The organism is Mycobacterium sp. (genome assembly GCF_032162605.1).
GTDB lineage: Bacteria > Actinomycetota > Actinomycetes > Mycobacteriales > Mycobacteriaceae > Mycobacterium.
In genome coordinates this window covers 1-20,300 of record NZ_JAVROT010000492.1, presented here as the reverse complement: position 1 = coordinate 20,300, position 20,300 = coordinate 1, and the positions used below count along the sequence as shown (strand labels likewise).

The 20,300-nt window shown below is 68.6% G+C and carries 26 protein-coding genes, 1 pseudogene and 1 riboswitch; of the genes and pseudogenes, 15 read left to right on the top strand and 12 right to left on the bottom strand.

Annotated elements, in window-relative coordinates; translation table 11 throughout:
* The coding region (locus QOI01_RS27365; protein WP_526386294.1) for a diiron oxygenase at positions 1 to 635 on the bottom strand (635 nt) is incomplete at its 3' end.
* 141 nt (positions 636 to 776) lie between these two features.
* Between QOI01_RS27365 and QOI01_RS27360 the strand changes: the two genes are divergently transcribed.
* Positions 777 to 974 carry a hypothetical protein gene (locus tag QOI01_RS27360; protein WP_526386298.1) on the top strand — a complete coding sequence of 66 codons (198 nt, stop codon included), beginning with the start codon at positions 777 to 779 and terminating at the stop codon, positions 972 to 974.
* Positions 881 to 1,114: pseudogene (locus QOI01_RS27355) on the top strand (M24 family metallopeptidase); the annotation flags it as partial. The gene QOI01_RS27360 and the pseudogene QOI01_RS27355, both read left to right, overlap by 94 nt.
* Positions 1,115 to 1,168: 54 nt before the next feature.
* Here QOI01_RS27355 and QOI01_RS27350 read toward each other — a convergent pair.
* Entirely contained in the window at positions 1,169 to 1,642 is a 474-nt protein-coding gene (locus tag QOI01_RS27350; protein ID WP_526386293.1) for a CAP domain-containing protein, read from the bottom strand.
* Between the two features lie 192 nt (positions 1,643 to 1,834).
* Here QOI01_RS27350 and serC point away from each other — a divergent pair, with 192 nt between their 5' ends.
* The 3 genes from serC (at position 1,835) to QOI01_RS27335 (ending at position 4,860) form a co-directional block, all read left to right on the top strand.
* Positions 1,835 to 2,950, top strand: coding sequence for a phosphoserine transaminase (serC, locus tag QOI01_RS27345; protein WP_526386292.1), 1,116 nt, complete (start codon positions 1,835 to 1,837; stop codon positions 2,948 to 2,950).
* Positions 2,951 to 3,070: 120 nt separating this feature from the next.
* Positions 3,071 to 3,874: a septation protein SepH gene (gene sepH, locus QOI01_RS27340; RefSeq protein WP_526386291.1), complete on the top strand. Its 804-nt coding sequence runs from the start codon at positions 3,071 to 3,073 to the stop codon at positions 3,872 to 3,874.
* 77 nt (positions 3,875 to 3,951) lie between these two features.
* Entirely contained in the window at positions 3,952 to 4,860 is a 909-nt protein-coding gene (locus tag QOI01_RS27335) for an SAM-dependent methyltransferase (protein ID WP_526386290.1), read from the top strand.
* A 6-nt stretch (positions 4,861 to 4,866) separates the two neighbouring features.
* On the opposite strand, the gene QOI01_RS27330 is transcribed toward QOI01_RS27335, so the two are convergent.
* From QOI01_RS27330 to QOI01_RS27320, 3 genes are read right to left on the bottom strand one after another with little or no spacing between them, the layout of a single operon-like run.
* A complete protein-coding gene (locus QOI01_RS27330) occupies positions 4,867 to 5,148 on the bottom strand; it encodes a DUF2537 domain-containing protein (protein WP_526386289.1) in 282 nt (93 codons plus the stop codon).
* Positions 5,145 to 5,960 carry a TrmH family RNA methyltransferase gene (locus tag QOI01_RS27325; protein ID WP_526386288.1) on the bottom strand — a complete coding sequence of 272 codons (816 nt, stop codon included), beginning with the start codon at positions 5,958 to 5,960 and terminating at the stop codon, positions 5,145 to 5,147. The genes QOI01_RS27330 and QOI01_RS27325 overlap by 4 nt, the downstream gene beginning before the upstream one ends.
* Before the next feature lie 40 nt (positions 5,961 to 6,000).
* Positions 6,001 to 6,426: an Rv0880 family HTH-type transcriptional regulator gene (locus tag QOI01_RS27320; protein WP_526386287.1), complete on the bottom strand. Its 426-nt coding sequence runs from the start codon at positions 6,424 to 6,426 to the stop codon at positions 6,001 to 6,003.
* A gap of 50 nt (positions 6,427 to 6,476) precedes the next feature.
* On the opposite strand from QOI01_RS27320, the gene QOI01_RS27315 reads away from it, so the two are divergent.
* Together QOI01_RS27315 and QOI01_RS27310 are read left to right on the top strand one after the other, a co-directional pair.
* Positions 6,477 to 6,746, top strand: coding sequence for a DUF2530 domain-containing protein (locus QOI01_RS27315; RefSeq protein WP_526386286.1), 270 nt, complete (start codon positions 6,477 to 6,479; stop codon positions 6,744 to 6,746).
* Between the two features lie 16 nt (positions 6,747 to 6,762).
* A complete protein-coding gene (locus QOI01_RS27310) occupies positions 6,763 to 7,215 on the top strand; it encodes an SRPBCC family protein (protein WP_526386285.1) in 453 nt (150 codons plus the stop codon).
* Between the two features lie 6 nt (positions 7,216 to 7,221).
* Here QOI01_RS27310 and QOI01_RS27305 read toward each other — a convergent pair whose 3' ends face one another.
* The gene (locus QOI01_RS27305; protein WP_526386297.1) at positions 7,222 to 7,995 is read right to left on the bottom strand and encodes a DUF3027 domain-containing protein; all 774 of its coding nucleotides are present in this window, start codon (positions 7,993 to 7,995) and stop codon (positions 7,222 to 7,224) included.
* Positions 7,996 to 8,120: 125 nt separating this feature from the next.
* On the opposite strand from QOI01_RS27305, the gene QOI01_RS27300 reads away from it, so the two are divergent.
* Positions 8,121 to 9,776 (top strand): MFS transporter, encoded by a 1,656-nt coding sequence (locus QOI01_RS27300; protein WP_526386296.1) that lies wholly within the window; start codon positions 8,121 to 8,123, stop codon positions 9,774 to 9,776.
* Positions 9,773 to 10,261, top strand: coding sequence for a DUF2771 family protein (locus QOI01_RS27295; RefSeq protein WP_526386284.1), 489 nt, complete (start codon positions 9,773 to 9,775; stop codon positions 10,259 to 10,261). The genes QOI01_RS27300 and QOI01_RS27295 overlap by 4 nt, the downstream gene beginning before the upstream one ends.
* Here QOI01_RS27295 and QOI01_RS27290 read toward each other — a convergent pair.
* Together QOI01_RS27290 and QOI01_RS27285 are read right to left on the bottom strand one after the other, a co-directional pair.
* Complete coding sequence (locus tag QOI01_RS27290) at positions 10,258 to 11,232, bottom strand: glutathione S-transferase family protein (protein ID WP_526386283.1); 975 nt, start codon at positions 11,230 to 11,232, stop codon at positions 10,258 to 10,260. The genes QOI01_RS27295 and QOI01_RS27290 overlap by 4 nt on opposite strands.
* Positions 11,233 to 11,245: 13 nt before the next feature.
* Entirely contained in the window at positions 11,246 to 11,656 is a 411-nt protein-coding gene (locus tag QOI01_RS27285) for a cold-shock protein (protein WP_526386282.1), read from the bottom strand.
* A gap of 176 nt (positions 11,657 to 11,832) precedes the next feature.
* Between QOI01_RS27285 and QOI01_RS27280 the strand changes: the two genes are divergently transcribed.
* The 4 genes from QOI01_RS27280 to QOI01_RS27265 all read left to right on the top strand — a co-directional run bounded on the left by QOI01_RS27280 (position 11,833) and on the right by QOI01_RS27265 (position 15,313).
* Positions 11,833 to 12,222 (top strand): YccF domain-containing protein, encoded by a 390-nt coding sequence (locus QOI01_RS27280; protein WP_526386281.1) that lies wholly within the window; start codon positions 11,833 to 11,835, stop codon positions 12,220 to 12,222.
* Positions 12,219 to 13,280: a GTP 3',8-cyclase MoaA gene (moaA, locus tag QOI01_RS27275; RefSeq protein ID WP_526386280.1), complete on the top strand. Its 1,062-nt coding sequence runs from the start codon at positions 12,219 to 12,221 to the stop codon at positions 13,278 to 13,280. The genes QOI01_RS27280 and moaA overlap by 4 nt, the downstream gene beginning before the upstream one ends.
* 2 nt (positions 13,281 to 13,282) lie before the next feature.
* On the top strand, positions 13,283 to 13,546 hold the full coding sequence (locus tag QOI01_RS27270; RefSeq protein ID WP_526386279.1) for a MoaD/ThiS family protein: 264 nt from the start codon (positions 13,283 to 13,285) through the stop codon (positions 13,544 to 13,546).
* A 248-nt stretch (positions 13,547 to 13,794) separates the two neighbouring features.
* Positions 13,795 to 13,972: riboswitch (cyclic di-AMP (ydaO/yuaA leader) on the top strand.
* Positions 13,973 to 13,981: 9 nt separating this feature from the next.
* The gene (locus tag QOI01_RS27265) at positions 13,982 to 15,313 is read left to right on the top strand and encodes a transglycosylase family protein (protein ID WP_526386278.1); all 1,332 of its coding nucleotides are present in this window, start codon (positions 13,982 to 13,984) and stop codon (positions 15,311 to 15,313) included.
* Here the strand turns inward: QOI01_RS27265 and QOI01_RS27260 are convergent.
* The 4 genes from QOI01_RS27260 to QOI01_RS27245 are packed head-to-tail and all read right to left on the bottom strand — an operon-like array spanning position 15,310 to position 16,884.
* Positions 15,310 to 15,738: a molybdenum cofactor biosynthesis protein MoaE gene (locus QOI01_RS27260; protein WP_526386277.1), complete on the bottom strand. Its 429-nt coding sequence runs from the start codon at positions 15,736 to 15,738 to the stop codon at positions 15,310 to 15,312. The two genes, QOI01_RS27265 and QOI01_RS27260, sit on opposite strands and share 4 nt — an antisense overlap.
* The gene (locus QOI01_RS27255; RefSeq protein WP_526386276.1) at positions 15,735 to 16,211 is read right to left on the bottom strand and encodes a MogA/MoaB family molybdenum cofactor biosynthesis protein; all 477 of its coding nucleotides are present in this window, start codon (positions 16,209 to 16,211) and stop codon (positions 15,735 to 15,737) included. Before QOI01_RS27255 ends, QOI01_RS27260 begins: the two co-directional genes overlap by 4 nt.
* Positions 16,208 to 16,636: a cyclic pyranopterin monophosphate synthase MoaC gene (gene moaC / locus QOI01_RS27250; RefSeq protein ID WP_526386295.1), complete on the bottom strand. Its 429-nt coding sequence runs from the start codon at positions 16,634 to 16,636 to the stop codon at positions 16,208 to 16,210. Before moaC ends, QOI01_RS27255 begins: the two co-directional genes overlap by 4 nt.
* A gap of 56 nt (positions 16,637 to 16,692) precedes the next feature.
* Positions 16,693 to 16,884, bottom strand: a complete 192-nt coding sequence (locus tag QOI01_RS27245; protein WP_526386275.1) for a hypothetical protein — start codon at positions 16,882 to 16,884, stop codon at positions 16,693 to 16,695.
* Positions 16,885 to 17,018: 134 nt separating this feature from the next.
* On the opposite strand from QOI01_RS27245, the gene QOI01_RS27240 reads away from it, so the two are divergent.
* Both QOI01_RS27240 and QOI01_RS27235 read left to right on the top strand, forming a co-directional pair.
* Positions 17,019 to 19,274 (top strand): helicase-associated domain-containing protein, encoded by a 2,256-nt coding sequence (locus QOI01_RS27240; RefSeq protein ID WP_526386274.1) that lies wholly within the window; start codon positions 17,019 to 17,021, stop codon positions 19,272 to 19,274.
* Between the two features lie 54 nt (positions 19,275 to 19,328).
* The coding region (locus QOI01_RS27235; protein ID WP_526386273.1) for a helicase-associated domain-containing protein at positions 19,329 to 20,300 on the top strand (972 nt) is incomplete at its 3' end.

Below are 20,300 nucleotides of genomic sequence, written 5' to 3'. Positions count from 1 at the left end.
ATGATCGGATGCAGGGTCTTGCCCTCGCGCAGCACGTTCTTCTGCGTGTGGTCGATGGGCTCCTCGCCGGCGAGGACGCCGAAGAAGAACACGATCGGCAGCGGGCCCGCGGCCAGCGGAATGAGCTGTGACAGCCACTTGAGCATCCGCGGCATGCCCGGCACGTCGATGCCTATGCGGTTCACCATCTCCTGGAACATCAGGGTGTGGTTGCACTCCTCGACCGACTCGTGCAGGCAGTACCGGTACTCGGGTGAGCCGTTGGGCACCCAGAACGCGTAGTTCATAAGCCCGCGGATCAGGATCGACTCGAAGTGCAGTCCGACCTTGGCGACGTTCGCCTGACGCCACATGCCGATCTCGATCTGCCGCTCCTTGGGCTGGACCTGATACCAGGGGTGATTGCCCAGCGGATCGGTGCTCGGCAGGATCCACCGCTCGTCGTTCTCGGTCACGGCGAACTCAGGGGAATCCCAGTCGATGTCGGTGAACGGATTGAAGTTGCGTCGCACCGACCCCTCGGACAGTGTGGTCAGCGTGTCCACGTACCTGGTGTCGTCGAGCACGTCCATATTGCGACGCCAGCGGCGGATGATCCGCGTGTGAGCGGTCTTGGGTGCGGTCTTGACAGCCATTCGAAGCCTCCCGTGAGGTTTACATTTGTCGGCCTGCTGTCCACTACGGTACCGGAGGTCCCAGGAATTGAACAGGGCGTTTTCCGGTATGTGCGCTGGCCGGGTTATCCACATCACATGTGATGCAGGCAACAGCCGCTGATGGTCGAACTGAAGACCGAAGCCGAGATCGTCGCGATGCAGGCCGCGGGCGCCGACGTGCTCGCCCTACACGGCGCGGGTTCGCCGTTCCTCGAGTACCACCCGCGCGCAGCTTCGTCGTCGGCACCCCGCGCACCGGGGACGTCGCACTCATCGAGGCGACCGACGCGGCACCTGCCGCCGGGATCGCCGCGGTGAAACCGGGAAACACCCTCGGCGACGTCGGACATGCGATCGCCACGACCGCCCGCAAGGCGGGCTACGGAATGCTCGCCGACCACGGCGGCCACGGAATCGGCCGCACCGTGCACGAAGATCCGCACGTGCCGGACATGGGCGACGGTGCCCGGATCCTGACCAACTAACGACGGCCAGGAGCCATTTCGCTGGGCCTACCTCGTCCCGAAATCCCCCGCCGCGGTCATCTTGTTGCCGTTGCTGACCGCCGAGAACCCCGCCTCGGTCAATTCGCAGTCCGTGATGATCGCGCGGTGGCCCGGGCTGTTCATCCACGAGGTGACCGCGGTTGCCGGGGTGCCTGCGGAGCCGGTGCCCCAGAAGACGACCTCGCCGAGATCGGCGTACTGCGTGTAGCCGGCATCCGTGACGCGCTGGACGAGGGAGGAGCCGTCCGAACCGGTGTGGTCCGCCACTCCGTTCGCGAGCATGTCCATGGCGTGCCGCTCCGCTGACGCAGTCAGCTGCGGATTGGCCGCGAGAGGGCCACAGCCGTTCGCCTCGCGCGTGGCGTTGATCTCGCTCAGCACCGCGCCGCCCTGGTCACCGCCGACGGGTCCGTAGGGAGTACCGCCCGAGCCGTCGGCCTGGGCCGGCACCGCGGCGAGCGCCGAACCGAAGACCGTCATGGCCGCCACACATACCGGTATGAGCGTCGAAGCTTTTCCGTGATTGATCACGTGCCCCCCAAAGGCTCAGTCCCCGACAGATCACAGTATGGACACAGCGGGTCGATGTATCGGGTGTTTACCCACATTTCCGGTATTTTCTGCCAACCCTCCCCGCGGAAGTGCACAAGTCCGGTCACTACTCTTGACCGCATGGCCGACTTCACGATTCCCGCCGACCTCAAGCCCAAGGACGGACGCTTCGGCTCCGGGCCGTCGAAGGTGCGCCCCGAGCAGCTGCAGGCACTGGTCGATTCTGGGCACCTGTTCGGCACCTCGCATCGGCAGGCGCCCGTCAAGAACCTGGTCGGCCGCGTCCGCGACGGCATCCGTCAGTTGTTCGCGCTCCCGGACGGCTACGAGGTGATTCTCGGCAACGGCGGCTCGACCGCATTCTGGGACGCTGCGGCGTTCGGGCTGATCGACAAGCGGTCACTGCACCTGACGTTCGGCGAGTTCAGCGCCAAGTTCGCCTCGGCGGTAGCGGCCAACCCGTTCGTCGGCGACCCGATCATCCTCAAGGCCGACCCCGGCAGCGCCCCGCGGCCGCAGTCCGACCCGTCCGTCGACGTGGTCGCGTGGGCGCACAACGAGACCTCGACGGGCGTCGCGGTGCCGGTGCAACGACCCGCCGGCTCGGAAGGCCAAGCGCTGGTGGTCATCGACGCGACGTCGGCGGCTGGCGGCCTTCCCGTCGACATCGCCGATACCGACACCTACTACTTCGCCCCCCAGAAGAACTTCGCGTCCGACGGCGGGCTGTGGCTGGCGATCATGAGCCCGGCCGCGTTGGCCAGGGTCGAGCAGATCGCGAGGTCGGGCCGCTGGGTGCCCGACTTCCTCTCGCTGCCGATCGCCATCGACAACAGCCTGAAGAACCAGACGTACAACACCCCCGCGATCGGCACGCTGGTGCTGATGGCAGACCAACTCGACTGGCTGCTGGGCAACGGCGGGCTCGACTGGGCCGTCAAGCGCACCGCCGACTCCTCGCAGCGGCTGTACTCGTGGGCCGAGACGACCAGCTACACCACCCCGTTCGTCGCCGACCCGTCGTTGCGGTCGCAGGTCGTCGGGACCATCGACTTCGCCGAGGAAGTGGACGCCGCGGCCGTGGCCAAGGCGCTGCGGGCCAACGGCATCGTCGACACCGAGCCCTACCGCAAGCTGGGCCGCAACCAGCTGCGGGTGGCGATGTTCCCGGCCGTAGACCCCGATGACGTGAGCGCACTGACCGCCTGCGTGGACTGGGTCGTCGAGCGCCTCTGACCGTCACGGTCATCACCATCGTTGGTTCTTCGCGCAAGTGCTCATCACCGCGTGTCAGAGACGGGTTACGGCTCGGTAACGAAGTAGGGTGACCGCTTGAGCCGCCCTAGGAGGTCGCACATGCGGGAACTGAAAGTCATCGGACTCGACGTCGATGGCAAACGCATCATCTGCGAGACGGCCGGCTCCGGCGAGAAGTTCATTCTCCGTCCAGACGACCGCCTCCGCGCGGCGTTGAACGATGACCGCGCTGTCACCAGCCCCCCTCAAGTCGATGTCGAGGTTCCGAACGTGCTGAGCCCCAAGGATATTCAAGCCAGAATCCGTGCAGGCGCGTCCGTCGAACAGGTCGCGAGTGCGGCGGGTGTCGACCCCGTCCGGGTCGAGCGATTCGCCCACCCGGTCCTGCTGGAGCGCTTCCGCGCGGCCGAGCTTGCGACCGCCGCGCACCCGGTGCTCGCCGACGGACCGGCGGTGTTGACGCTGCTGGAGACCGTGACGACGGCATTCGTGTCCCGCGGCCTCGATCCCGATGCGACGACGTGGGACGCCTGGCGCAACGAGGACGGCCGCTGGACCGTTCAGATGTCCTGGAAGGCCGGGCGTTCGGACAACGTCGCCCACTTCCGCTTCACGCCGGGGGCCCACGGCGGCACGGCGACGGCCTTCGACGACGCGGCGGCAGAGCTCATCGATCCCCAGTTCGACCGGCCACCGCTGAGGTCGGTCGCACCGGTGCCCACCCTCGACCTGTCGCTGCCCGAGGCGCCACCGGCACCCGAGCCGCCCACCGCACCGGCTCCCGAACCCACGAAGGCCAAGACGCCCGTCGAGCCCAAGCCCCGCACCCGCAAGCGCAGTAGGCCAGAGGTCCCCGGCTGGGAAGACGTCCTGCTGGGCGTGCGTTCCGCCACCCAGCCCTGACGCGGGGAATGGAGTTGTGGCATTATTAGTTACGTCGACTAACTAATAATTCTTCCTCGCTCCAAAGGACTGCCTTCATGCCTCGTACCGACAACGATTCCTGGGACCTGGCGTCCAGCGTGGGTGCCACCGCGACCGGCGTCGCCGCCGCCCGCGCACTGGCCACCCGCAGCACGACCCCACTCATCGCGGACATCTACGCCGAGCCCCTGGTGCGGGCCGTCGGCGTGGACTACTTCACCAAGTTGGCCAACGGTCACATCGAGCCCGACGAGCACGGCAACCTGCTCGTCCCGGAGCGTCTGGCCGACGGAATGGCCATCCGCACCAAGTACTTCGACGACTACTTCGCCGCCGCGGCCGAAGCGGGCATCCGGCAGGCCGTCATTCTCGCCGCCGGTCTCGACGCCCGGCCCTACCGGCTCTCGTGGCCGGCGGGAACGACGGTGTTCGAGTTGGATCAGCCGGCGGTCATCGACTTCAAGTCGCGCACCTTCACCGAAATGGGCGTGGCCCCCGCCGCCACACTGCGTTCGATCGGCATCGACCTTCGCGACGACTGGCCGGCCGCACTCCGAGAAGCGGGCTTCGACGCCGCGGCGCCGACCGCATGGATTGCCGAGGGACTGCTCGGCTATCTACCGCCCGAAGCCCAGGACCGGCTGTTCGACGACATCACCGCACTCAGCGCGCCCGGCAGCCGGGTTGCCACCGACTGGCAGCCCGACATGAGCGTGCTCACCAACGACGGGGTCCGTGCGATCGCTGCCAGCCAGCGCGCCCAAGGCCTGGACTTGGACGACCCCTCGGAGCTCACCTATCAGGGCGAGCGCAGCAGCGTCGTCGACTACTTGCACGCCAACGGCTGGCAAACCACGACCGTGACCGTTGAGGACGTGTTCGTCGAGAACGGTCTCGAGTTCCGGCCCGACGAGGCCATGACAGGCCTGTTCAAAGCCACCTACACGTCGGCCCGCCTGGACTGAAAGTCCCTACGCCACAACCGTTCCAATGGCCATCGCCAGTAACGCCAGCCAGCCGGCGGCCACCCCGACGCCGCTGCCGAGCACGAACCAGCGCCAGACCGGTCGGGTCCGCCAATCCCAGACCGTCGGGGCGAGCCCGCCGACGGCCACCAGGTTCAGCCCGACCGCCAGCAGCGGATGCACCCGGGTCAGTCCAAGGCTCAGGACGATGATCGCGCCTGCCGTCACCGCCGCTACGAACGCCGCGACCGTCAACCCCGTCCCCCAGGGCGTCGCGTCCTCGTTCACGTGACAACCCTAGCCCGCTCGTAAAAGGCCAGCGCCGCAGCCGTCGCGACGTTCAGCGAGTCCGTACCCCTCGCCATCGGGATGCGCACCCGCACGTCGCTGGCCCGCATCGTCTGTTCGGTCAGACCCGGGCCCTCTGCGCCGACGAGGATCGCCACCTTGTCTTCGACCAGACCCTGCATCGCGTGCGCCACCGTCTGCGCGGCGGGATTGGGCGTCATCGCCACCATCCGAAAGCCGTTGTCCCGCAGCACTTCGATATCACCTGGCCAACTGACGTACGAAGCGTATGGCACCAGGAGCGCGTGACCCATCGACACCCGCACCGCCCGTCGATAGAGCGGGTCAGCACACCCCATTCCGAACACGATCGCGTCGACGTCGAGGCCCGCGGCGTTGCGAAAGACCGAGCCGAGGTTCTCGTGATCGTTGACCCCCTCGAGCACCGCGATCGTGCGCGCACCCTCGATCACCCGCGGTATCGACAGCTCCGGCGGGCGCGGCGCCGCCGCCAGCACGCCGCGGTTGAGGTGAAAGCCGATGACCTGAGCCATCACCTCGGCGCTGGCGCGATAGAAGGGCGCATCGGTGGAGTCCAGATCGCCGGTCAGCTCGCCCAGCCTGCGCTCCGTGCCCAGGAACGCCGCCGACTCGAATCGCGACGCCAGCATACGCTGCACCACCAGCACGCCCTCGGCGATCACGAGTCCCTTGCCGCTCGGCAGATCCGGCCTGCGATCGATGCTGTTCAGATCGCGGAAGTCGTCGAGCCGGGGATCGGTCGGATCGTCGACGTCGATTATTGGGCTCATCCCCGGGTCCGCTTCGCTCCCTGCCCGCCGAGGCTCAAGATCATTCGTCCACGATCGCCGACATCAGATCGGCGGCCGCCAGCAGGGTCTTGCGCTGCCCCGGTTGAAGTTCGGCGAGGCGCTGCTGCAGCCACTCCTGGCTGGCGCGGCGCTCGACGTCGATCAGTTCCTGCCCCGAGGGTGACACCGACACCAGCACCTGACGACCGTCGTCGGGGTGCGCGGCACGGTCGACGAATCCGAGCTCCGCCAGCGATGCGATGACCCTCGTCATCGACGGCGGCCTGACGCGCTCCCGAATCGCGAGGGCGCCCGGTGTCATCGAACCCTCCTTGGCCAGCGTCGCAAGCGCCGACAACTGAGACAGCGACACCGGCGAGTCCGGGCGGCGGAAGCGCAACTGCCGCGCCAACCGCACGACGGCCAACGACAAGTCGCTGGCCAGGCGGGCGTCGGCGTCGGTCACGACGCAAACAGTACCGACAGTGGCAGCGGGATCGGTTAGGTTGGTCCGCAATGGACGCGACGACGCCGTCACCGCATGACGATCCGACGGAACCTCCGGCCCTGCCGGACGTCCTTCTGCAGCCCTGGCCGGTCATCGTCACGATCGCGACGGGCTGGCTCATCGCGGTCGTGCTCGCCTTCTCGGTGCCCGGTCTGGATGACTGTCGCCCGGTAACGGTGGCCGGGCTCGGCGTGGGCGCGGTCGGCACGTCGATCTTCCTGTGGCAGCGTCGCGCCGTACGCCGGGGCTCCCGCGGCGCCCAGAGCGGAATTCGCTGAACCCGATGGAGAACTGATGGCTCGGGCCCTGTTGCAGGCGCACATCGACATCGAGGCGCCGCCCGCGAAGGTGTGGGAGCTGGTCTCCGACTTCCGCCTCATGCCCCGGTGGAGCCCGCAGTGCCGGCTGATGAAGGCTCTCGGGCCAGTGCGCCCCGGCACCAGAACCGTCAACGTCAACCGACGCGGATTGCTCTTCTGGCCGACCACCAGCCAGGTCATCGAGGTCATCGCCGAGCGCAAGCTGGCCTTCCGCGTCAACGCGAACAACACCGTCTGGACCTACGAACTGGAACCCACCCCGATGGGCACCCGACTGGTGGAGAGCCGCCACGCCGAGAACGGCGTGAAGGCGGCGTCGAATCTCGTGGTCAGCGCACTATTCGGCGGTGTACCGAGCTTCGAGGACGAACTGATCGAGGGAATGAACACGTCGCTGGGCCGCCTCAAGGCGGCAGCCGAGAGCTGACCGCTCTCAGGGCTGGGGCAGGTCCAGGACGCCGTCGTCATACGGATCGAACATCGGTGAACCGATGGTGGCGGGCTGCGGGGTGTCCGAGTGGGCGCCGCACCCGTACTCCTCCGAGACGACGTGCCCGTCGGCCGACATCTCGTTGGCGCACACTCCGAACAGCGTGCCCAGCGATCCGGTCAGAGACAGGTAGTAGGCACAGTCGCGACACACCCTGCGCGTGGCGCGCGCCATCGCCGAGCCGGGTCCGTATTCGCCGTCGTGCCAGCGCTCCGCGGCCTCGATGCGGCCCCACTGGCTGAGGACCTGGCTCCTGCCGAACCCGATGTCCGCGATCTCGTCGAGCTCGTCGTCGCCGGACGACGTGTACCCGGGCACCACCCGCGGATCGTCGACGGGCGTGGCCAGCAGGTCCCCGGGCCCCAGATCGCCCGGCTGGACGCGCTCCTGCCACGGCACCCACTGTGGTGCGAGCAGCGCCGTCGGGCCCGGCACCAGAACCACTTCGCTGATCGTGGCGTGATCCGCGCCGGGATGTGCCGCCACAACCACCGCCCACTGCCAGCCCTGGTATCCGGGCATGGTCGCCAGGAAACGGTGCGTCACTGCGGACGGGTCGTCGAAGCCTGCACCGAGGTACTCACCGACTACGTCATGGCCGCTGAACTCCCCGATCGCCGTCCGCGCAGCGTCGACCGCGCCCATCAGTACGGCGGCAAGGTCAGCCGGCGGCTGCGACGGTTCGGTCGCAAAATCCTGCTCGGCGGGTTCGATCATGGCATCCATCGCCATCAATACTGCCTGACGACCCGCGAGCAAAGCCACACCGGCCGCCCTGCGGGCGGCGGTCAGTCCCATGGGGAACAATCGACGGGGTGACCGGATCGCGGCGTGACCCCCCGATGGGGGGCGATGACTCCGGCGATCCTCGCTACCATCCGCCGCGCCCACCGGGAGCTCATCGCGGCGAGCATCCCGGCATGGCGAACTACCCGAGCGACCCGTCCGGGCCGCGCATTGGGACGCAGCCGTCGAGCGCCAATCGATGGTTGCCCCCGATCGACCAGACGGCGGGTCCCGGCGGTCGCACCGGCCCTCGCGACGCGTTCCACCCAGGCGTCGGGCAGTCGGAGGGCCGTCCGAAGGGTGCCACGGGGCGCGGCCGCGAGATGGGCTCGAAGATGTACGGGCTGTTCCAGCGGGCTGCCACCGCGGACGGCGCAGACAAGTCAGGACTGACGGCGCTGACCTACCCCGTGATGGCGAACTTCGCGGCCGACTCCGCGATGGCCGTCGCACTGGCCAACACGCTGTTCTTCGCGGCCGCGTCCGGTGAGAGCAAGAGCAAGGTCGCCCTGTACCTGCTCATCACGATTGCGCCGTTCGCCGTCATCGCTCCGCTGATCGGCCCTGCGATCGACCGCCTGCAACACGGCCGCCGCGTGGCGCTCGCCGCGTCGTTCGTGGTGCGCACCGCGCTGGCGGTGGTCCTCATCGCGAACTACGACGCGGCCAGTGGCAGCTTCCCGCCCTGGGTGCTCTACCCCTGCGCGCTGGGGATGATGGTGCTGTCGAAGTCGTTCAGCGTGCTGCGCAGCGCCGTGACGCCCCGCGTGCTGCCGCCGACCATCGACCTCGTCCGGGTGAATTCGCGCCTCACCATGTTCGGCCTGCTCGGCGGCACCATCGCCGGAGGTGCCATCGCCGCCGGGGTGGAGTACCTGTTCGGTCTCTTCCACCTGCCCGGCGCGTTGTACGTCTGCGTCGCCGTGACGGTGGTGGGAGCCTTCCTCTCGATGCGCATCCCCAAGTGGGTGGAGGTCACCGAGGGCGAGGTACCGACCACCCTGAGCTACCACGGACCCACCGAGAAGTTCCACCGCCTGCCCGACCCGACGACGAGCGACAAGACCCGACAACCCTTGGGACGCAACATCATCACATCGTTGTGGGGTAACTGCACCATCAAGATCATGGTCGGCTTCCTGTTCCTCTACCCGGCCTTCGTCGCCAAGTCACACGACGCCAGCGGTTGGGAACAGCTGCGCATCCTGGGTCTGATCGGCGCCGCCGCGGGCATCGGCAACTTCGTCGGCAACTTCACCGCCGCGCGCCTGCAGCTCGGGCAGCCGGCCAGGCTCGTGGTGCGGGCCGCCACTGCGGTCACCGCGGTGTCGCTGGCCACCGCGGTGACCGGCAATCTGTACGTGGCCGCGTTCGCCACGCTGATCACGTCGGGCGCCAGCGCGGTCGCGAAGGCGTCGCTGGACGCCTCGATGCAGGACGACCTGCCCGAGGAGTCCCGTGCCTCGGCGTTCGGGCGATCCGAGTCGCTTCTGCAGCTGGCCTGGGTCGCCGGCGGTGCGACGGGCGTGCTGATCTACACCGACCTGTGGGTGGGCTTCACCGCCATCAGCGCGGTGCTCATCCTCGGGTTGGCGCAGACGTTGGTGAGCAACGGCGGCGACTCGCTGATCCCGGGGCTCGGCGGAAACCGGCCGGTGTTCGCCGAGCAGGAGAGCCGCGGCACGGCAACGGCATCGGCGGTTCGGGAGTGAAGCGCGTCATCGTCATCCTCGCGGCCGTGACGGTCCTCGCGTCGCTGGGCACCGGCGCGCTCGTCTGGAAACTGAGCCGAACACCCACACCAGAACATCCCGAGATCAGCGCCTACACCCATGGCCAGCTCGTCAGGATCGGCCCCTACCGGTACTGCGACGTCTATCAGATCACCAGGTGCGACGTTCCCGAGACGGTCGGCCAACTGGTGGTCAGCTCACGGGATCCGGTGCAGTTGTCGGTGCCACCGTCGATCGCGAGGGCGCCGTGGGTCCTCATCCGCGCCTACGAGGATGGCGGCGACGCAGAAGTCGACGAGTTCCGGCCCGACACGAAGCTCGCCGTCACCGTCCCGACCGTCGATCCGCGCCGTGGCCGGTTGACCGGCATCGCGGTGCAGCTGCCCACGCTGGTCCGCGACGAGAACGGCAACGAATTTCCGTGGCCGCACGCGGAATGGTCGGTGGCGACCGTCTGGTCTTAATCGCGCGTCGGCCCAGGCGGTGTGCCGTCGCCGAACGGCCTGCCGCCCAAGGCCTCCCGGCCGTGCTGGGTGAGCCAGTTCGACAGCTCCGGGCCCTTCGGCACGATCTGCGTGGGATTGACGTCGACGTGCACCACGTAATAGTGCTTCTTGATCTGCACGAAGTCGACGGTGTCGCCGAACCCCGGCGTCTGGAACAGGTCGCGCGCGTAGGCCCAGAGCACCGGCATCTCGTCGAGCTTCTGCCGGTTGCACTTGAAGTGACCGTGATAGACGGGATCGAACCGGGCCAGCGTGGTGAATAGCCGGACGTCGGCCTCGGTGATCGTGTCGCCCACCAGGAACCGTTGGCCGGCAAGCCTTCCCGACAGCCAGTCCAATGCCGTGAACAGCCGGTCGTAGGACGCCTCGTAGGCGGACTGCGAGCCGGCGAACCCACAGCGGTACACGCCGTTGTTGACCTCGGTGTACACGCGCTTGGCCACCTCGTCGATCTCGTCGCGCAGCGGTTCGGGATAGAGCTGCGGCGCGCCTGGGCGGTGGTAGTCGGCCCACTCGGTCGAGAGGTCCAGCGTCATCTGAGCGAAGTCGTTGGTGACCACCTCGCCCGTCGGCACGTCGACGAGCGCGGGGACCGTGATGCCCTTCGGGTAGTCCGGGAACCGCTTGAAGTACGCGTCCTGCAGGCGCGGGATCCCTAGCACCGGGTCGACGCCGCCGGGGTCGAGGTCGAACGTCCAGCTGCGCTCGTCGTGTGTGGGACCGCAAAAGCCAATGGACAGAACGTCTTCCAGACCTAGGAGTCGGCGGACGATGATCGCCCTGTTGGCCCACGGGCAGGCGCGGGCCACGACGAGTCGGTAGCGCCCGGGCTCCACCGGATAGCCGTCGCGGCCGTCAGCCGTGATGCGGGTCTCGATGTACTTGGTGTCACGGTTGAACTCGCCCGCCTGGGCGACGTAGGAGGCCACGTCCACAGTGTGGCTAGGCGTCGAGCTCCTGCGCAACCGCCTTGACCACCTCGGAGATCCGGCGAGCGGTCTTCCGGTCCGGGTAACGCCCCTTGCGGAGTTCCGGCTGCACGGCGCCTTCGAGCAGCGTGATCATGTCCTCGACCATGCCGTGCAACTCGTCGGGCGTGTGCTTGTGCTCGACGGTCGAGGCTTCGCGACGAGTCCGAACGACGCTCGGAGGCGGTTCGATCACTTTGAGGCTCAACGCCTGCGGCCCCCGGCGCCCCGCCGCGATGCCGAACTCGACCTTCTGTCCCGCCTTGAGCTCCTCGACCCCTGATGGCAGCGCCGACGATCCGACGTACACGTCCTCGCCTTCCTCCTGGGACACGAAGCCGAAGCCCTTCTCGGCGCTGTACCACTTAACCTTGCCGGTAGGCACTGGATCTCACCCGCTCGTCTCGCTCATCGTCTTCTGTCACCTCACAAACTGAACGCGTCCCGCCAACGCAGGACGCGAATGCGATGATCCTACTCGGACGCATCCACTGCCAGCACCTGCGTTGAACGCCTGCCGGCTCGCGGGTCGGTAGTCTGGGAACCAAAGCTGGAGGAGACATGCGCCTGATTCTGAACGTCGTCTGGTTGATCTTCGGCGGCTTGTGGCTGGCACTCGGGTACTTCCTTGCCGGCATTCTGTGCTTCATCCTCATCGTCACCATCCCGTTCGGGTTTGCCGCGTTCCGCATCGGCAGGTACGCCCTCTGGCCGTTCGGCTACACCGTCGTCGACAAGCCGGGGCCACGCCCCGCCGCGCTGATCGGCAACGTGATCTGGGTGATCCTGTGCGGCATCTGGCTTGCGATCGGGCACGTCGTCAGCGCGATCGCCATGGCGATCACGATCATCGGCATTCCGTTGGCGATCGCCAACCTCAAGCTGATCCCGGTGTCGCTGTTCCCGCTGGGCAAGGAGATCGTGCCTTCGGGCGAGGGGGCCATTCTGTGACGGTGACAGCTCTCGGCCTGCCCTCCATCAGGTCGGTAACGCCGAGCACCCGCGACGTTCCCACCAGTGGCCCGCTGCTCGACACCTTCGGCAGGGTGGCCCTCGACCTGCGGGTGTCCTTGACTGACCGCTGCAATCTGCGCTGCACCTACTGCATGCCCGCCGAGGGGCTCGACTGGCTGCCCGGTGACGAGCTCCTCTCACCCGAGGAGCTTTCGCGGCTGCTGACCGTCGCCATCACCCGGCTCGGAATCACAGGCGTCCGGTTCACCGGAGGCGAACCCCTGGTGTCACGGAACCTCGAGGGCGCCATCGCGACGGCGACGTCGCTGCACCCGCGCCCGAGGACGGCGGTGACCACCAACGGCATCGGGCTCGCACGCCGCGCCGCGGGGCTCAAGGCCGCCGGTCTCGACCGGGTCAACGTGTCACTGGACACCGTCGACGCCGAGCGCTTCGCCCGCATCACCCGCCGTGACCGGCTGAACGACGTCCTCGACGGCCTCGCCGCCGCGGCCGACGCGGGTTTGACCCCGGTGAAGGTGAACGCCGTGCTCGACCCGGTGACGGGCCTCGACGACGCCGTGTCGCTGCTGCGGTTCTGCCTGGATCACGGTTACCAATTGCGCATCATCGAGCAGATGCCGTTGGACGCCGGGCACCACTGGCAGCGCGACCAGACGGTCGGGGCCGACCAGATCATGGACACGCTCCGAAGACACTTCGACTTGGCGCCCGACACCGCGCCCCGCGGCTCGGCTCCTGCGGAGCTGTGGCGGGTCGACGGCGGGCCGGGCACGGTCGGCGTGATCGCGTCCGTCTCGGACGCGTTCTGCGGCGCCTGCGACCGCACCCGGCTGACGGCCGACGGTCAGGTCCGCAGCTGTCTGTTCTCCCGCGAGGAGACGGATCTGAGGGGCCTGATGCGGCGCGGCGCCGACGACGACGCGATCGAGGCGGCCTGGCGGGCGGCGATGTGGGCCAAACCGGCAGGCCATGGAATCAACGACCCCGGTTTCGAGCAGCCGGCTCGACCGATGAGCGCGATCGGCGGTTGAGCGTGACGGCTGCGACGATCGAAGTTAACGTGCGCTACTTCGCCGCGGCTCGCGCGGCCGCGGGGCTGGAGCAGGAGACGGTGGCCGTGGCGAGCGGGGCCACGGTCACGGACCTGCTCGCAGAACTCAGGACGCGCGACCAGAAGCTGGCCATCGTGCTCGACCGGTGCTCCTTCCTATGCGACGGCGTCGCAGTGCGGGACACCGGAAAGAGGCTCCAAACAAACCAGACCGTCGATGTGTTACCCCCCTTCGCAGGCGGATGACAGTGATTTGCGTCACATCACGAAACGGTAACAAATTGTCACACGTGCTGTTCACCGTGTGATTTCCCTGCGCAAACACGACGCCGTGCTGCCGTTTTAACGTTCTCTCAAGATTTGCTGAAGACGGAAACGCCGACATCGGCAGAAGGTGACGCGAACGGAAGTACCCGTTACGGTCCTATCCCAAGCCACAGACCCCTAATCAGTGGCCCGCCATGCCTGGTTACGCCTAGCTCCATCCGTTGGGCATGGTTCCAAGACCTACCTCTGGGATGGAGGCGGGGGACCCACCGGTTCACCGAACATCGAAGGACCTGGAATCGAACGTGATTCCTTGGGGTGAAGCCGAAACCGAAGGGTTTCGGCCGGGCGACCTCTCAAGCCCGAACCCGACAGCTGACTCCGCAGGCGTGGACGAGAGGACCTTCTGCACCCATGAGTGGACGGCATCGCAAGACCACTTCGTCGGCAGCCAACGTCGCCAAGATCGCCTTCACCGGCGCCGTGCTCGGTACTGGCGGTCTCGCCTTCGCCGGACACGCAGCCGCTGCGACGGACGGCGAATGGGACCGGGTCGCCGGTTGTGAATCCAGTGGCAATTGGGCCATCAACACCGGCAACGGATATCAGGGCGGGCTGCAGTTCTCCCCTAGCACCTGGTCCGGGCACGGTGGCGGCGAGTACGCCCCCGCGGCCAACCTCGCCTCCAAGGACGAGCAGATCGCCGTCGCGGAGCGCGTGCTGGCCAGCCAGGGCCGCGGCGCATGGCCCGTGTGCGGCCACGGCCTCTCCGGCGCCACGCCTCGCAACGTCCTCGCGGACACCGCTCCTCTCGACAACCCTGACCTCGGCGGAGACGTCCCACCCCCGGCAGACGCCCCGATCGACCCGCCTCCGCCCATCGAGGCCGTCGCTCTCGACGCACCGCTGCCGGACGCACCACTGCCTGACGCACCACCGCCTGACGCCCCTCTGCCCCCTCTGCCCCCTCCGCCCGGCGATCCGATCGCCCCGCCCCCGCCCGGTGACACGGTGACGGTCGCGCTGGACTCCCCCGCGCCGCCTCCGGCACCCGAGGACCCGGCCCTTCCGCCTCCGCCCGACGCGGCAGCACCGCTGGACGCGCCCGCGCCGCCTCCGGCACCCGACGCTGCACCGGCACCGCCCGTCGTCGAGGCCGCCGACTGGGACGCCGCTCCGGCTGGCCCGGCGCCGGCGGTCCACCAGCCCGAGTCGTGGGCGCTTCACGCCCCGATGCCTCTCGATCCCCCGCTCCCGGCTCCTCTGCCTCCGGCCCCGGCGCCGGACGCCGCAGCACCGACACCCGTCGCCGCGCCCGCGCCGGATCCGCTGGCACCGCTCAACGGCGTGAACATCCCCGCGCCCGCATTCGACGCGGCCAATCAGGCAGTCACCGACGGCGCCCTTCCCGTGATTCCGCCGAATGGCACCCCGCACCTGGCCAGCCCGGATGCGCCGCCCCCGGGATCAACGATGGATCCCGCCGCGGCCGGCTCCGACGGACCGAACACCAGCTATCTCAAGGATCTATGGCAGGCAGTTCAGAGCCACGACATCAGCGGCAAGGAAGCCCTGATGATGGGGCTGGCCCAGCGCGGCATGAACACGCCGTACCCGGAGCAGGCCGCAGGCCCGAACGTCCCGCTATCGCCCGGCGACGCCCCTCCGCCGCCTGCCCCGGGTGCTCCCGCCGATCCCACCGGTCCGGCCCCGCTGGTTCCGCCGGCTCCAGTACCTACTCCCTAGGCTGATCCCACCCACTCGTCCGATCCGTCGGCGAAGAGCTGGTGCTTCCATACCGGCAGTCGCGCCTTGACCGTGTCCACCAGTAGGGCGCACGTCTCGAAGGCAGCTGCGCGGTGGTCGGCGGCGACGGCGGCGACCAAAGCGGCATCGCCGATGTTCAACGTGCCGATGCGGTGACTGACGGCGATCGCGCGCACACCGTGGCTGCTCTGGGCGATCTCCGCGGCCACCTCGGAAATCACTTGGTGTGCACTCGGGTGCGCGGAGTACTCGAGGCGCGTCACGGACCGGCCGCCGTCGTGGTCACGCACCATGCCGACGAACCCGACCACGGCACCCGCCGCCCGGTGCAGGACCAGAGCCTCGTGCTCGGCGAGATCGATCACCCGCTCGCTGAGCGAGGCCCGCACGACGATTGCACTCATGAACCGTGATCTCCGCCCGCGAGTTGGTCCAACGCGTGCTCGAGCACGTCGGCAAGCACGCCGAGCCCGTCCTTCACACCCCCGGGCGAGCCGGGCAGGTTGACGATCAGCGTGCCGTCCCGCACACCGCACACGCCGCGGGACAGCACCGAGGTGGGTACGTGCGGCAACCCGGACCGTCGGATGGCATCGGCCAGCCCGGGGATCTGGTAATCGACGATGTTCGCCGTCGCGTCGGCCGTCCCGTCCGTCGGCGAGATGCCCGTGCCGCCGGAGGTCAGAATCAGGTGGACCCGTTCGCCGACCGCATGAAACAACGCGCGGTTGACTCCGATGCCGTCGGACACCACCACGGGCGGCGGCACCTCGTAGCCGCGCTGGGTCAACCAGTCGACGATGACGGGCCCGGTGCGATCCTCGTAGACACCCGTGGCCGCGCGCGTCGAGGCGATGACCACCCGCGCCGTTCTCATGTTCGCTCCCAGGTGCCCGTCTTGCCACCGTCCTTGCGCAGCACTGCGATGCCGTCGATGGTCGCTGCCGGGTCGACGGCCTTCAGCATGTCGTAGAGCGTGAGCGCAGCGACGCTGACGGCGGTCAACGCCTCCATCTCCACGCCGGTGCGGTCGGTGGTACGCGCCGTCGCCGTAATCCCGACTTCCGTTGTGCGGACCTCGAATTCGACGTCGACGCCCGTCAATGCCAGCTGGTGGCACAGCGGAATGAGGTCGCTGGTGCGCTTGGCCGCAAGGATGCCCGCCACCCGGGCGGTGGCCAATGCGTCACCCTTGGGCAGCCCGCCCGTCGCGATCATCTCGACGACGTCGGCGCGGGTGCGCAGGATTCCCACCGCGACCGCGGTGCGCCTGGTGGCGTCCTTGGCGGTCACGTCCACCATGTGCGCCGCCCCCGAGTCGTCCAGGTGCGACAGCCGATCGCCGCGGGTCGTCACGGCTACTTGTTGATGACGGTGACCGGATGCGTGTACGGCAGATCCTCCGCCGGCAACGGGAACGTCAGGTCACCGAACGGGGAAAGTGCGCCGGTACGGTCGGCGGCAAGCTCGCTGACCGCGTGGTCGTCATCGTCGCCGGCCGGCCAGCCGTTGTCGACGTAGCGGGTCTTCTGCGGTTTCTTGTCAGCCACGCCTCACATTGTGGCAGGCCCGGCCTGTGCTGGCGAGACTGGCGCTGAGGGTCCCCCCGCTTGCGGGCTCGACCCGGGGATGTACCGGCGCTGGCGTGGGTTGGATTCGGCATGCTGGCTTACGCTGGTAGGCAATGTCCGAATCAGCTCCCGTCGTGCCGCTGGGCGCTTGGCTGGCCGAGCTGACCGACGATCAGCTCGTCCGGCTGCTCGAGCTACGGCCGGATCTGGCTCAGCCGCCGCCGAGTTCGATCTCGGCGCTGGCCGCCAGGGCGCAGTCCCGGCAGTCGGTGAAGGCTGCGACGGATGGGCTCGACTTTCTGGCCCTCGTCGTGGTCGACGCATTGCTGGTGTTGCGGGCCGACAGCGGCGGCGTCCCGCTGACCAAGCTGTTCGCGCTGATCGGCGACCGGGCTGAGCAGGGCGCCCTGACCGCCGCCGTCGACGAGCTGAGAGCCCGCGCGCTGGCCTGGGGCGACACCTCCGTGCGCGTGGCACCGGAGGCGGCTGCGGGACTGCCGTGGCATCCAGGCCAGGTGACCCTCGAGGCCGCGGGCCTGGACGCCGACCGGATCGTCGAACTGCTGGACGCCGTCGACCTCCCCCAGCGCGAGCTGCTCGAGCGCCTCGTCGACGGGTCACCGATCGGACGCACCCGCGACGCCGCACCTGGCACACCACCCGAGCGCCCGGTCCAGCGCCTGCTCGCCGCCGGGTTGCTGCGCCAGGTCGACGAGGACACGGTCATTCTTCCGCGGCTCGTCGGTCAGGTCATGCGCGGCGAGTCACCGGGCCCCGTCGGACTGACTCCGCCCGATCCGGCGGTCACCACCACCTCCACCTCCGACGTGGACGCTGCCGCGGCCGGTTCCGCATTGGACATGCTGCGTGAGATCGACCTGGTCATCGAAACCCTCTCCGGCGCACCGATTTCCGAACTCCGGGCCGGTGGCCTCGGCATCCGCGAGCTGAAGCGCCTGACCAAGGCCACCGGCGTGGACGAGCACCGACTCGGCCTCATCCTGGAACTGGCCTCTGCCGCCGGGCTGATCGCGTCGGGCGTACCGGAGCCCGACCCGACCGACGGCACCGGGCCCCATTGGGCGCCGACAGTCGCCGCCGATCGCTTCGTCGAATCCTCCAATGCGGTGCGTTGGCATCTGATCGCTTCAGCCTGGCTCGACGTCCCCGCCAGACCCGGCCTCATCGGAGAGCGGGGGCCTGACGGGAAACCCTATGGGGCACTTTCGGATTCGCTGTATTCGACGGCAGCGCCCCTGGACCGCCACCTGCTGTTGACGATACTTGCCGAGCTTTCGCGCGGCACGGGTGTCGACGCCGCGGGGGCATCGCGCGCCATGACGTGGCGGCGGCCCAGGTGGGCGGCGCGACTTCAGCTCAAGCCGGTGGCCGACCTGCTCGTCGAGGCTCATGCCGTCGGCGTGATCGGCAGGGGCGCGATCGCCAGCCCGAGCCGGAAGCTGCTGGCTGGAGCCCCCGAGGACGACGTCGTCGCGGCGATGAACAAGGTGCTGCCCGCGCCGATCGACCACTTCCTGCTGCAGGCCGATCTCACCGTCGTCGTGCCGGGACCGCTCGATCGCGCTCTCGCCGAACAGTTGTCGGCGGTTGCCTCGGTCGAGTCGGCGGGCGCGGCGATGGTTTACCGGATCAGCGAGCAGTCGATCCGGCGCGCCCTCGACACCGGCCTAACCGCGAGCGAGATACACACGCTCTTCTCCAGGCACTCGAGGACACCGGTGCCGCAGGGCTTGACGTATCTGGTCGATGACGTGGCACGCCGTCACGGCCAATTGCGCGTCGGCATGGCGGCGTCGTTCGTCCGGTGCGAGGATCCCGCGCTGCTGACCCAGGCGATCTCGGTTCCGGCGGTCGAGCGACTCGACGTGCGCGCGCTGGCGCCAACTGTCGCGGTGTCGCTGTCGCCGATCAACGAGGTGCTGGCCGCGCTGCGGACCGCGGGGTTCGCGCCCGCTGCCGAGGACTCGTCGGGCGCCATCGTCGACATCCGGTCCCGCGGCGCGCGGGTGCCCGCGCCGATCCGACGCCGCGGTTACCGTCCGCAGCAGGGCCCGACGCTTCAGACGCTGGGCGCCATCGTCGCCGTGCTCCGCAAGGTGGCCGCCACACCGTCCGGCGGGACGCGCCTGGATCCCGCGGAGGCGATGGCTCAGTTGCACAGTGCAGCGCACCGTCAGGCGTCCGTGGTGATCGGCTACGTCGACCCGGCAGGCGTCGCGACGCAGCGGGTGGTCGCGCCGATCAACATCCGCGGCGGCCAGTTGACCGCCTACGATCCCGCCGCGGGTAGGGTCAGGGACTTCGCCATCCACCGCGTGACGTCGGTCGTGTCGGCGGATCCGGGATAATGAGCTGATGACCTTCAGAGCGAGTAACGCTTCAAGATCAGGGAGCCATCGCGCATGACCGATGGCCCCTTGATCGTGCAGTCCGACAAGACCGTGCTGCTCGAGGTCGACCACGAGCTCGCGGGCGCGGCCCGGGCAGCGATCGCCCCGTTCGCCGAGTTGGAACGTGCGCCCGAGCACATCCACACCTACCGCATCACCCCGCTGGCGCTGTGGAACGCCCGTGCGGCGGGACACGACGCCGAGCAGGTCGTCGACGCGCTGGTGTCGTTCTCCCGCTACTCAGTGCCGCAGCCGCTGCTGGTCGACATCGTCGACACCATGGCCCGCTATGGCCGCCTGCAACTGGTGAAGAGTCCCGTGCACGGCCTGGTGCTGGTGAGCCTGGACCGCGCGGTGCTCGCGGAGGTGCTGCGGCACAAGAAGATCGCCCCCATGCTCGGCGCCCGCATCGACGACGACACCATCATCGTGCACGCCAGCGAGCGGGGTCACATCAAGCAGATGCTGCTCAAGATCGGCTGGCCTGCGGAGGATCTGGCCGGTTATGTCGACGGTGAGGCGCATCCCATCTCGCTTGACCAGGACGGCTGGGAGCTCCGCGACTATCAGGAGATGGCGGCCGAGTCGTTCTGGGCGGGCGGATCCGGTGTGGTGGTGCTGCCGTGTGGCGCGGGCAAGACGATCGTCGGCGCCGCGGCGATGGCCAAGGCCGGTGCGACCACGCTGATCCTGGTCACCAACACCGTCGCGGGCAGGCAGTGGAAGCGTGAACTGATCGCCCGCACCTCGCTGACGGAGGAGGAGATCGGCGAGTACTCCGGTGAGCGCAAGGAGATCCGGCCCGTGACGATCGCCACCTACCAGGTGATCACCCGCCGGACCAAGGGCGAGTACCGCCATCTCGAGCTGTTCGACAGCCGCGACTGGGGCCTCATCATCTACGACGAGGTGCACCTGCTGCCCGCCCCCGTCTTCCGGATGACGGCCGACCTCCAGTCCCGGCGACGGCTCGGCCTGACGGCG